This window comes from uncultured Sphaerotilus sp., assembly GCF_963924895.1.
Classification (GTDB): Bacteria; Pseudomonadota; Gammaproteobacteria; order Burkholderiales; family Burkholderiaceae_C; genus Sphaerotilus.
Genome location: NZ_CAWURG010000036.1, coordinates 40,235 through 52,458, shown reverse-complemented (window position 1 = coordinate 52,458; position 12,224 = coordinate 40,235). Strand labels below are relative to the sequence as shown.

Annotated in this window: 10 protein-coding genes; all 10 read right to left on the bottom strand. The window is 65.5% G+C overall.

Annotated elements, in window-relative coordinates:
- Positions 1 to 37: 37 nt before the first annotated feature.
- Positions 38 to 949 (bottom strand): hypothetical protein, encoded by a 912-nt coding sequence (locus AABN02_RS13275; RefSeq protein WP_338415404.1) that lies wholly within the window; start codon positions 947 to 949, stop codon positions 38 to 40.
- Positions 950 to 952: 3 nt separating this feature from the next.
- Positions 953 to 2,020 (bottom strand): PAAR-like domain-containing protein, encoded by a 1,068-nt coding sequence (locus AABN02_RS13270; protein WP_338415403.1) that lies wholly within the window; start codon positions 2,018 to 2,020, stop codon positions 953 to 955.
- Position 2,021: 1 nt separating this feature from the next.
- Positions 2,022 to 3,047, bottom strand: coding sequence for a hypothetical protein (locus AABN02_RS13265; protein WP_338415402.1), 1,026 nt, complete (start codon positions 3,045 to 3,047; stop codon positions 2,022 to 2,024).
- Complete coding sequence (locus AABN02_RS13260; RefSeq protein WP_338415401.1) at positions 3,044 to 4,156, bottom strand: DUF2169 domain-containing protein; 1,113 nt, start codon at positions 4,154 to 4,156, stop codon at positions 3,044 to 3,046. Before AABN02_RS13260 ends, AABN02_RS13265 begins: the two co-directional genes overlap by 4 nt.
- A gap of 17 nt (positions 4,157 to 4,173) precedes the next feature.
- Positions 4,174 to 4,665, bottom strand: a complete 492-nt coding sequence (locus tag AABN02_RS13255) for a DUF6484 domain-containing protein (RefSeq protein ID WP_338415400.1) — start codon at positions 4,663 to 4,665, stop codon at positions 4,174 to 4,176.
- A 26-nt stretch (positions 4,666 to 4,691) separates the two neighbouring features.
- The gene (gene tssI / locus AABN02_RS13250) at positions 4,692 to 6,980 is read right to left on the bottom strand and encodes a type VI secretion system tip protein TssI/VgrG (protein ID WP_338415399.1); all 2,289 of its coding nucleotides are present in this window, start codon (positions 6,978 to 6,980) and stop codon (positions 4,692 to 4,694) included.
- A gap of 62 nt (positions 6,981 to 7,042) precedes the next feature.
- Entirely contained in the window at positions 7,043 to 7,642 is a 600-nt protein-coding gene (locus tag AABN02_RS13245; protein WP_338415398.1) for a hypothetical protein, read from the bottom strand.
- A gap of 22 nt (positions 7,643 to 7,664) precedes the next feature.
- The gene (locus AABN02_RS13240) at positions 7,665 to 8,447 is read right to left on the bottom strand and encodes a hypothetical protein (RefSeq protein ID WP_338415397.1); all 783 of its coding nucleotides are present in this window, start codon (positions 8,445 to 8,447) and stop codon (positions 7,665 to 7,667) included.
- Between the two features lie 3 nt (positions 8,448 to 8,450).
- On the bottom strand, positions 8,451 to 11,141 hold the full coding sequence (gene tssH / locus AABN02_RS13235) for a type VI secretion system ATPase TssH (protein WP_338415396.1): 2,691 nt from the start codon (positions 11,139 to 11,141) through the stop codon (positions 8,451 to 8,453).
- 20 nt (positions 11,142 to 11,161) lie between these two features.
- Entirely contained in the window at positions 11,162 to 12,223 is a 1,062-nt protein-coding gene (gene tssG / locus AABN02_RS13230; protein ID WP_338415395.1) for a type VI secretion system baseplate subunit TssG, read from the bottom strand.
- Between the last annotated feature and the right edge of the window lies 1 nt (position 12,224).

Genomic DNA, 12,224 nt, shown 5'->3' with positions numbered 1-12,224 from the left:
ATGACCTCTATCCGATTTCAGTTTATATTTTGCAATATCACACAACCCTCACCCATTTTTTTCCATCGAAAGACATGATATCAAACTCCCCATTCGACCACATCACATCTTTCGATGAACTTAGTTGATAGCAACTCTTCGGCGGATCGGAACCAAAATCGACTGGCATCAACGATCCGTCCTTGATCCAGTAAACAATATTCATGGATGAAACATAAACACAACCGGAAAACCACTCGATATCCCAGATATCGTCTTCAGTTTCATGCTGCCCGAAAACTGCCCAAGCACTATCTCGACCCCTTATGAGCACCCCCTTGTGACCACCGATATAGACCTGCCCATCACCTGCACATTTTACGCAAGTAAGATTAATGTCTGTTGGCAGATCGCACTCGCTCCAACCCGAACCATCAAAATGCCAGAGACCGCCATGGCGCCCCACCGCGTAAATATCCGAGGAATCAAATCCATCGATCGCCTGTATATTGAATGTTTCAGGCAACCCCTCATCAATGCAAGTCCATCTACCTACGTCATCAAAACGATAGACCAACCCGCGAAGTCCAACTGCATAAGCCCTCCCATCAATTGCTGCAACGGATCGAAAACTTGCAGTTCGCTTTTTCCTGGTCCCAGACTGGGGACTTTGCTTCAAGATGTCGCCACTCTTCATGCCACTGCGTAAAGTCACGGAATAATAGCCTTGTTCAGATATATCAACATAACCAATATCAGGCTTATCTATTACGCACAATGAGTGAGCATTATAATTTCGACTTCCTGCATTAAATTGACCGGCGGCATATCGAAACACAATTGCATGCGGGACGTCATCTTTTTCCTTATTGACATCGCAGGCAATGATGTAACCTGTCCCAGGAATTCGCACAACAGCAGACCTGATAACAAGACCCACCAAAGGTGATTTTGATTGGTGATTTGACATCATTCATATTCCAGTTGAATCGCCCCCAGGGGGATCAGTTACAGATCCAGCCGTCGTAGGGCGAATACTTGAATTTGCAGAAATTCCCATATTTTCATGGCCTTTGCGAAGTTGATCTTCGATACATTTGGCAGGCTTGCAGCCAGTAGTTTCCTCAACGGCCTTGGCACCGACCTTTTCGGCCTCGCTGGCAGTCCAGCGCGCCTTTGAGTCGATTGACTTACCAGTTTCTGAAACACTGTCCGTCACTGACTCATGATTGACGGTGAGATTATTTGTTTCAGTGTGAATATCACCGTGCTTGCCAGTCGAGTGACTATGCCCTTCAGCGCAGATACAAGGTGCGGGGTCCGGGTCATAGCTACCACCAGCAGGCAGCGTGTAAGTGCTCGCACCTCGCAATTTAAACTGAGACTTGGGTACCACATGGTGCGGTGTCTTGCCATCACAACAACCCATGTTGTACGGCGTCAGTACGCATTCGCGAGCTTTCTTGCAGGCTGCATCTGTACACATTGCACTGTTCGTGCCAGCGAGGTTCATCGCCCCGTTTGGATGATTTTTTACGCATCCCTTGCACGCAGTATTGAATTCATTTGCCTGTTTTTTGCACCCTGTCGGAATCTGCGATACATCCATCTCGTCCGTGTAGAGCCATGGGATCGTGTTACCTGGACTTGAGCCGTGGTTGTGCGTAGTCATGTCCATCATCCGCACAACATTCTCCCCCTCCACCTTCACATCCATCGACCACGCCGTGAAGTAAACCTTCCCCGTGATCTTGTGCGTCACAACTCCCTTCATCGGCGCACACCCCGCCTCATCCCCCGTGCTCTTCTTGAAATAACTCTTGTTCTTCAGCATTACCTCTTGCCCGGAAATCTTCACCGTCGTCGAGCCGTCGCTCGTGTCCGAGGCGAAGCCGGTGTTGGGGTACGGAATCGGCACCCCGGGCGGCGTCGCCGGTGACTGCGGCGGGGTCATGCACACGTCGGGAAACGCGCAGATCGACTTGCCATCGGCGGCCTTGCAGGACACCTCCATGCCGTTGGCGTAGACCTGATTGCCCACTTCAGCGCCCCCGCCAGTGCAGCGTCAGCGCCGCGCGCTGGCCAGCGTCGTTACCCATGTGCGCAACGATTGCTGGTCCCTTCGTGTAGCGCTTGCGGCAAGCGGCATCCGCCAGCGCCAGGATCGACACCCCGGCCACGGCGCCCGACTCACCGGTGCATTCGGCGGGATGCCAGAGGTCGAACTCCTCCTTGCGTTGGCGCAGGGTGCGCGACAGCGCCAGCGCCGCCTCCTTGAAGTAGTACTGTTCGCCCGAAAGATCGGTGATGCGGAAGTCCATGTCGTGCATCTGCACCCCCGCATCCGCCAGCGCCGCCTTGACGGCCTGCGACAAGCCATCCGCGCGCAAGGGCTCGTCCGACGTGAGGTGCGCTTTCTCGACCCCGAAGCCCAGTCCAGTGACCAGCAGTTCATCAGCACCCGCCGGCCGACTGACCAGCAGGGCCCCGGCACCCTCCCCCGGCATGAACCCGTTCGAGTTACCGGGCACCAGCAGGCGAGACTCGCGTTCATAGTGACCCAGCGTCGGCCAGGTGAGCAGGCTGTCGGTGGCGGCGATCAGCACCCGCGCCACCCCTTGCTCATGTACCAGGGCTCGCGCTTTCAGCAGCGCCACGGCCACGCTTACCCGGCCATGAGCAACGACAGCCGATTGCGCACGGAACCGCACGCCCAACGCTTCCTGGATCTCGGTGAACAACCGGTCATCCAGCCCGTCCATCCGGCCTGGCCGGTCCGGCTCCGCCATACACAGCAGCAGCGGGATGTCGGCCCATTCCTCGCGGGGCACCTCGTCGAGCGCCTCGTCAATGGCCAGCGCCGCCATCTTGACCAGCTTGGTCAGCCCGCGCCAGGGCTGCGCCAGCGGCACCTGGTGCGCCATGATCCATTCCCCGTGCGAGTCAATGAAGCGCGTCTCGCTCGGGTTGGTCAGCTTGGCGCGGATCGCGGCACAGGCCGCCGGCGCGCTCAGTCCCACCGAGGTCACCAGCCCGGTACGACGGATGGCCAGCGGCATCACGCTCATCCCGGTTGCCCCTCGGGCGCAGCTTCTCGCGGCATGGGCACCATCACCACCGGAATCGGGAAGGCAACCTGCTCGCGCTGCGCCCACCAGTCCCGGCCCTTCTTGCCCACCAGCACCTGCCCGATCTCGAACAGGTTGCGCCGCAACGGCCGGGTGACCCGCCAGGTCATCGTGAAACGCTCGTGGTCGGGCTCGAAGACGATGGTGTCGAGCACCGCGTTGTAGTCCTCGCGCTCACCTTGCTTGGGGAATACATGGACCGGCGCATCGAAGTACGGCAGCACGAAATGCCGCAGCCCATCGGGTGTCAGGTGGCGCATCGCAACCTCGAGCGGTCCGCTGGCATGGCCCATCTGCTGGTCCACGGGCGCCGCCTGGAAATAGCGCTCGTCGAAATCCCTGGGCAGAAATGGAAATACCTCGTCCCGCCAATGCTGGTCATAGGTACCGGCCCACTGTGAACGCGAAGACCATCCCCGCCCCAGTGGACCAAACGCCATCGGGGCATACGCTTCGGTCGGCCACTGGACCGGCTGCCCGATCGCCTCGGTGTTCGGCAGCGGCCGGCCATCCACCCAGTCGGTTTTCAAATGCCGGTGAAAGCCACGACCCACCGGGTTGGCCATGTATGCGTCATGGTCCGCCGGATCCTCGGATGCCTGATCGACGCCCCCGAACGCCACGTCATACGAGATCGGCTGGCGCACGAAGGGCCCCGGATCGGACACCCGGATGCCTGTGAGCCCCGCCTGCCAGACGCGGTCACCAACGACATCGAAACGCTTGAGCATCGGCCCGACGCGCAGGACCACGTCGGTGCGCTCGGTCGGTCGCCCCTGGGGGGCATGGGCGCTGCCGACGAGCAGGATGTCGCAGGCAGGTTTGCGCGGCGCGAAATCGACCTCGTGGACGGGAGCAGACAGTCCCGGCGCCCCAGTGAACGTGTCGGCCATCACCAGCGGCACCTGCGCATCGTGCAGCCGCACCGCCTCGTCGAGTTTCGGCAGCACGAAGGTGCCCTTGATCACCACCACCAGCAGTTCACGCCCGCTCGCCTCCAACCCCATGTTGTAGCCGGCCAGCATGCGGGTGGAATTGATCAGTTCCATGGGAAGCGCCCGTCGCGTCAGTTGATCTGGACCGAGCCGCCCTTGACGCGGTTCACCCCGCTGGACCGGCTGGACACGTAGGTGCCCTGGATCAGCACCTTGCCCGCCTTGGTCAGCGTGATGCTCGCCTGCCCGCAGCGCAGCACCAGTTGCTCACCCGCATTCACCACCAGCCGCTGGCCATCGGCATCGACCTCCACCTGCGCCGGCGGATCAGGCAGCGGCCAGGCACCCGGCCCGCGCAGCACGCCGGTGACGATCGGCCTAGCCACATCGCCGCGCTCGAACACCAGCGTCACCGAGCGCCCGATGTGCGCGCCATGCAGATCGACCGTGGTGCGGGCACGCAGAACGGCATGCGGATCGACTTCCGGCACCAGCACCAGTGCCGTCTCGCTGCTGTCTCCGGTGAGCGCCAGCAACTCGCCCACCCACACACCGTGCAAGGGATGTCCAGGGCTGGCCGTCGCCTTCACCGCCTCGATTTCCAGCGAATCACATGCACTCATGGCGCGTGTCCTGTCTCAATGTCGAATCAGTTCTGAAGAATCTTCGAACCCTTCATCACGATGTCGCTCGACGCCTTGACGTTGACCTTGCCCGAGCCATCGATCGTGATGTCCTTGCCCTTGATCGTGATTGTCCCGTCCTTCTTCATCGTGATGCTGGCGCTGCCGGTCTTGATCGTCACCGAGTCGCCCGCGTCAATGACGAGGTTCTTGCCGACCTTGAGCGCGTCGTCCTCGCCGACGCTCGCGCTGCGGGCCTTGGCAACGCTGGTGCTCTGGGCACCACCCACCGTCACGCTGCGGTCCGCACCGACATTGGTCGACTGCGCCGACCCGACGTCCGTGCTCTGGCTGGCGCCGACGTTGATCGACTGGCTCGCACCGACGGACGTGGACTGACTGGCACCAACCGTCACGCTCTGCATCGCGCCGATGGCCACCACCTGCGCCGCGCCGATCGCGATTTCCTGCGCGGCACCGATCGCAATCGTTTCGTTGATCCCCACGGTGTGCGTGCGTTGCAGCGCGACGGTCGCCGTCTCGCTGGCGCCGACCGTGATCGTGCGGTTCGCGCCGATGGTGATCGTCTCGTTCGCGCCCACCGTCTCGGTGCGGTTGATGCCGATGGCGATGGTTTCGTGGCTGCCGACCTGCTCCCGGCGGTTCACGCCAATGGTGATCGTCTCGTTGTTGCCGACCGTCTCGGTGCGGTCGTGCTTGACCAGCGTCGTCTCGTCGTGGTCGATCGTCTTCTTGCGGTCATGCCCGACCCAGTGCGTCTCGTCGTTCTCGACCTCGATGTCCTGGTTCTTCTCCGCGTGGATCCAGAGCTGCTCGCTGCCCTTCTTGTCTTCGAAGCGGATCGCATTGGCGTTGCCGTAGCCGCCGCCCTTGCTGGAGCGGGTCAGGATCCCCGACTGCGTCATGTTCGCCGGCAGGTCCCACGGCGGCATCTGCTCGGCATTGTAGACCCGGCCGGTGATGAGCGGCTGGTCCGGATCGCCCTCCAGGAAGCTGACCACCACCTCCTGCCCCATGCGCGGGATGTGGACCACGCCGAAGTTCTTGCCCGCCCATGGATGCGACACCCGCATCCAGCACGAGCTTTTCTCGTTCTTCTTGCCGTAGCGGTCCCAGTGGAACTGCACCTTCACCCGGCCATACTTGTCGGTGTAGATCTCCTCGCCACCCGGGCCGACCACCACCGCCGTCTGCGGCCCCTGCACGAAGGGCTTGGGCGTCGTCCGCGGCGGGCGGAACTGCTGGGCGTGCGGGATGGCGCTGAACTCGCTGCGCACCTCGGTGCCACCGGTGCTGCCGGATTCGTAGGCGTCCAGGTGGACATGGGTGCGGGTGCTGACCACCAGATGGTCGGCGTTCTGGTCGTCGCGCGGGTGGCGCTGCAGCGTGAAGCGGCAGCCGTCCTTCAGACCTTGCGCGTTGCTGCCCGCGGTGATGGTGATGTGCCGGACCTGCTGCTCGTCCAGGCGGGTGTCGGCGTACTGCTCGCCCTCGGCGGTCTTGACGTATTCGCCGGGGTAATCGAACTGCTCGTGCGCACCTTGCACATGGCTGCGCGTGTGGGCCTTCTGGGTCAGCAGACTGGCTGAAGGACGCTCGAAGTCGTAGTCGGTCAGCACCACCTTGCCGGTCTGCACGCCGTGCGTGACCTGCCAGTTCCAGACGTGGTCATGGTCCGGCGGCGCCTGCCCGGGCTGGTCGTAGTAGTCGATCTGCTCGGTGCCCGGCGCCGGGTCGTGTGCGCCGGCCGCGTCCACCAGCACCAGGGTGTGGCCGCTGTCGTCGTGGCGGAAGAACCAGTAGATGCCCTCCTGCTCCAGCAGCCGCGCCACGAAGTTGAAGTCGCTCTCGCGGTACTGAACGCAGTAGACCCAGGGCGGATAGCTGCGGTAGAGGTTGAACTCGAACCGGGCGATCGAATGGTCGGCGAACACCTGCTTGACGATGTCCGGCACCGACAGTTCCTGGAAGATCCTGCAGTCGCTGGTGCGCGTCAGGAACCACAGCCAGGGCCGCACCGTCATCGCGTAGCCGTAGTGCTTGCCACTCGGCGCGCCCATGCCGAAGCGGGTGCAGTGGCCGCTGTAGTGGCGCAGGCTGCCGTCGCGCAGCATCATCTCCACGCTCACCACCTGGCCCAGCAGCGCGTCGGGCGACACGTCGGGCTTGTCGCTCAGCAGGTGCAGCTGCATCTCGCCCAGCAGGCTGAGGCCCGCCGTCGCCGTCATCGATTCGAACAGCAGATCCTCGGCAGGCAACGGGCTCTTGAAGACGATCGGGGGTGGGCTTGGCATGGCAGCGTCGTGGCGTCCGGGCCATCGTCTGCCGCTACCGCGGTGCGGTAAAGCGACCAAAGTCACTCGACGGTCAGCGGAGCCCCCAGACACACGGCCAGCCGGGCCGGCGCCACGCAAGTCTGCGCTGGCAAGGTCTCGTAATGCGCAGCCAGCGCTGCAAGGCAATCGGCCTGTGCACGGCCGCGGCGGTAGAGCACGGAAGTCCGTCCGTCCCGGTCCCGCCAGAGCAGGTGCAGCCCGACCGCGTAATGCTGCGTCAGGCTGCCCGCCAGATCGGCGGGGAAGTGGGTGTTCGGTATCGCGCACTGCCCCGGCCCGGGAGCGGGACCGCTGGTACCGACTTGCCGGACGGCCCGCCAATGGGCATCGGCATGCAACAGGTACGTTCGCCCGTCGGGCCAGTTGGGGTAGGCATCCCCGTAGGCCCGCTCGGCGCGGGCATACCGGCCCTCGCGATAGGCGCGGTCACCTTCCCGTTGCAGTTGTCGGGCAGCCTGCCGGTCTTCGCTCGTGGCTTGCCGACGGTGTTCGGCGATCTGCGTGAGCAGGCGACTGGTCTGTTCCGACGGCGGGGCGGGCGCGGGCGCCGGCACCGCACGTGCCAGTGCCAGACCCATGCACCACAGACCTGTCAGTGCGGCGATCAGTGTGGTTCGCATGGTCGTCCTCTTCCTTGCCAGCCTAGCGTACCCGGCCGGGCGTGCCCTGCACGGTGAGGTGCCCCACGCCCAGTCCGTCGGCGCTGCGGTGGCGGAGCAGGGCCTCGTGCACATCGGCCCATCGGGCCAGGTCGAGCACCGTCACACAACCATCGGACACATTGCCGACATGGACGTAGCGGCTGTTGTTGCCAAATCGGATCGGAAACCAGACCTGGTCCGCATGCAGAGACGGCTCGGTCACCCGATAGAAGCGGGTCATGCCCGCCTTGTGGGGGGCATCGGGCAGCAGCACGTCGTAAACCCCCTTCGGGAGCGGAAAGAACCCCGTTCCCCAGACGGAGTTCATCGTCACCGCCACGCTCAGACGCCCGACATCGAGCACTGCAAGTTGCTGGTCCAGCTGCTCGCCCCCCCGGGCCACGGACACCCAGCCCGGCGTGTAGGCCCCGTAGGTGACCGTGATCTGCGCCGGTGTCGGGTCGGGAGCCATCAGCCCGAGATGGCTGCGGGCGTTGGCATCGGTCAGGCTCAGCACCCGGTGGCGGTGCGGCCCGTCCAGCACCTTGAACGTCGTTCGACCCTCCCTGGCATCGATCATCGACACGGCGGTGTACTTGGTCAGGAAGAGGAAGCTCCCGGTCGCCTCGTCACGCGTTCTCAACCAGCCGTCGCTGCCGACCTGGTTGACATACCGCTTCTTCGACCCCGGACGCCCCGCCGTCGGCGATGCCGTGGGCATGCCGGTCGAGGCCGGAGACACGCCGACGATGCGGCCATCGGCCGGGACGCGTCCGGTGGCCATCGTTCAGCCTGCCTCAGGGCTGTCGAAAACGTAGGTGAAGTCCCCGTTCCGGACCTCCAGTCGCACCCGCGCGAGTGCACGTCCTTCGGTCAGTCGCGTCAGGTACTCGACCGAGATCCGCGGCAACACGGTGTTGGTCAGAATCGCGTCGATCACCCGTCCGCCCGACTCGGCCTCGGCACACCGCGAGACCACGAGTTGCACCACGTCGTCGCCGTACTCGAACGGGATGCCGTGGTTCGCCTCGATGCGCTTGCGGATGCGGCCGAGTTGCAGCCGCACGATCTGGCCCATCATCTCGTCGGACAGCGGGTAGTAGGGAATCGTCACCAGCCGCCCCAGCAGCGCCGCGGGGAAGACCTTCAGCAGCGGCTCGCGCAGCGCCTGCGCGATGGCCTCGGGCTCGGGCATCAGGTCCGGGTCCTGGCACAGGCCCATGATCAGATCGCTGCCGACGTTGCTGGTCAGCAGGATGATGGTGTTGCGGAAGTCGATGTCGCGCCCTTCCCCGTCCTCCATCCAGCCCTTGTCGAAGACCTGGAAGAAGAGTTCGTGCACGTCCGGGTGCGCCTTTTCCACCTCGTCGAGCAGCACCACGCTGTACGGCCGCCGCCGCACCGCCTCGGTCAGCACGCCGCCTTCGCCATAGCCGACGTAGCCGGGTGGCGCGCCCTTGAGCGTGGAGACGGTGTGCGCCTCCTGGAATTCGCTCATGTTGATGGTGATGACGTTCTGCTCGCCGCCGTAGAGCGACTCGGCCAGCGCCAGCGCCGTCTCGGTCTTGCCCACGCCCGAGGTGCCGGCGAGCAGGAAGACGCCGATCGGCTTGTTCGGGTTGTCGAGCCGGGCACGCGAGGTCTGGATGCGCCGGGCGATCATCTCCAGCGCGTGCTTCTGGCCGATGACGCGCTGGTTGAGCGTGTCGGCGAGTTCGAGCACCGCCTGCACCTCGTTCTTGACCATGCGCCCGACGGGGATGCCGGTCCAGTCCTGCACCACCGCCGCCACCGCCTGCTCGTCGACGGTCGGCAGGATCAGCGGCGCGTCGCCCTGGTGCGCGGCGAGTTCGGTCTGCAGCGCCTGCAACTCGGCCAGCGCGTCGGCGCGCTCGGCGTCGGTCAGCGGTGCAGGCGGATCGGTCTGCGCATCGCCCGGCTGGGCGCGCAGCCGGGCCCGCAGCACCAGCAGGCGGTCGACCAGCGTCTTCTCGTGGTCGTAGCGGGTCTTCAGCTCGGTCTGCCGGACCTCCTCGGCGGCGATGGCCGCGTCCACCCGCCCCTGCCGGTCCGCCACCACCACCCCGATCGCCGCCTCGCGCGCGATCAAGCCGCGCTCCACCGTCAGCGCCTCCAGCCGCCGCTGGCTGTCCTCCAGCGCGGGCGGCGTCGCGTGCAGGCTCACGGCCACGCGCGCGCACGCCGTGTCGAGCAGGCTCACCGCCTTGTCCGGCAACTGCCGCGCCGGGATGTAGCGGTGCGACAGCCGCACGGCCGCCTCGATCGCCTCGTCGAGCAGCACGACGCGGTGGTGCTTCTCCAGCACGGTCGCCACGCCGCGCAGCATGTGGATGGCCTTGGCCTCGTCCGGCTCGGGCACCTGCACGACCTGGAAGCGCCGGGTCAGCGCGGGGTCCTTCTCGATGTGCTTCTTGTATTCGGCCCAGGTGGTCGCGGCGATGGTGCGCAGCTTGCCGCGGGCCAGGGCGGGTTTCAGCAGATTGGCCGCGTCGCCCGTGCCCGCCGCGCCACCTGCGCCGACCAGCGTGTGGGCCTCGTCGATGAACAGGATGATGGGTTTGGCCGAGGCCTGCACCTCGTCGATCACGCTGCGCAGCCGGCTCTCGAACTCGCCCTTCATGCTGGCGCCGGCCTGCAGCAAGCCGATGTCGAGCACATGCAGTTCCACCTCCTTCAACTGCGGCGGCACATCGCCCTGCACCAGCCGCTGCGCGAAGCCCTCGACCACCGCCGTCTTGCCCACGCCGGCCTCGCCGGTGAGGATCGGGTTGTTCTGGCGGCGGCGCATCAGGATGTCGACGATCTGGCGGATCTCCTCGTCGCGCCCGGTCACCGGGTCCAGCTCGCCCGCGCGCGCTTTCTCGGTCAGGTTGACGGCGTACTTCTTCAGCGCCTCCTGCTTGCCCATCGCGGCCGGAGCGATGGCGCCGCTGGCCTCGCCGGGCGCGGCGTCTGGCGTATCGGCCGACGACAGGGTCTCTTCCGGCGAGCCGGCGGTGATCGCGGCCAGGTCGCGGGCGAGCACATTGGCGTCCACCCGGTCGAACTGCCGGCTGATCAGTTGCAGCCGCTTGAACAGCCGGTCGGTCTTGAGCAGCGCAAACAGCAGGTGGCCGGTGCGCACCTGCTGGGTGCCGAACTTCAGCGTCGCGTAGACCCAGGCGCGCTCGACCGTGTCGGCGATGGCCTCGTTCAGGTCGGAGATGGTGGTGGCGCCGCGTGGCAGACGGTCGAGCGCCGTGGTCAGGTCGGAGGCCAGGCGGGCGGTGTCGAGGCCGAAGTGGCGAATGATGCGGTGCAGGTCGCTGTCGGGGGCGTTGAGGAGCTGGGCCAGCCAGTGCTCCAGCTCGACATAGGGATTGCCCCGCAGCTTGCAGAACACGGTGGCGCCTTCGATGGCCTTGTAGGGCAGCGGATGGAGCTTGCCGAACAGGGCGGCACGGCTGATTTCGGACATGCGGTTCTCCCGTGGATCGTTCAGGGGCGTTCAGGGCGTTCTGGTTTGACGAGCCGGTCAGCCCGGTCGGGATGCGGGCTGCGCCGACCCAGCCAGGTGCTCAGGCCGAGCCGCGTGCGGTGGCCGGCGTGGTGGGTGCCCAGCCGCAATGCGGGCACCTCGGCGCCGCGCAGCACCGGCTGCACATCCCACACCAGCGCGCGCCCGACGAACTGCCGCACCCACTCGCGCAGCGCCAGCAGCGCCGATGCGCCAGGCAGGAAGCGCTCGTAGTCCGCCAGCGAGAGCGGGCCGAGGCGGATGCGGAAGCGGTACTGCCGGTCCCACACCCGGCTGCCAGCGACGACATCGACGCCCAGCCGGTTGCGCTGACCAGCCTCCCAGATCGACACCAGCCGCGTGCGGTCCTCGCGGCGCAGTGCCATCCAGTGGCCGATGTGCGGCTGCACCCGCACCGGCACGCGGAAGTGGCTGGTCAGCAGCTTTTCCAGCCCTTCGGCGTTGCGCGGGCCGCGCATCAGGTGGGCGATGTGGTGGCGGCGGGCGTCGTCGGGCACGAACTCGGCCACCGACGGCCGCGTGGGCGAGCCCAGCCCGATGAAGGCGCCGGACCAGCGCGCGAAGTCGTCGTCCGCCGGCCGGTCGCGCTGGACCACCGGCTGCGCCTGCGCCCAGGCGCGGTAGAACAGCAGCAGCGCCCGGTGGTGGAAGACGTCGGCGAAGCGGGCCAGCGTCGGGTCGCCGTGCTGGCGCAGCCGGTCGCGCACGAACTCGGTCAGGTGCGTCGGCATCGGCCCCATCGGCCCGAACAGCCCGAAAAACCGCACACCCAGCCGCGGCACCGGCCCGGCGCCCGTCTCCAGCGAGGACAGCCCGGCCGGCGCAAAGTCCAGCTCGATGTCCTGCCCCAGGCGCACCGGCTCGACCCCGGGACGCAGCGCCTCGCCCAGCCGCGGCGCCCCCGGGTGCAGCGCCTCCAGCCGGCGCAGCGTGTGGAAAAAATCGTGCGCCCAGGGTGCGCGCTGCAGCGCCTCCCACAGCGCCTGCTGCTGCGCGTCCGCCGGGATCCTGTCCGCGCTCATG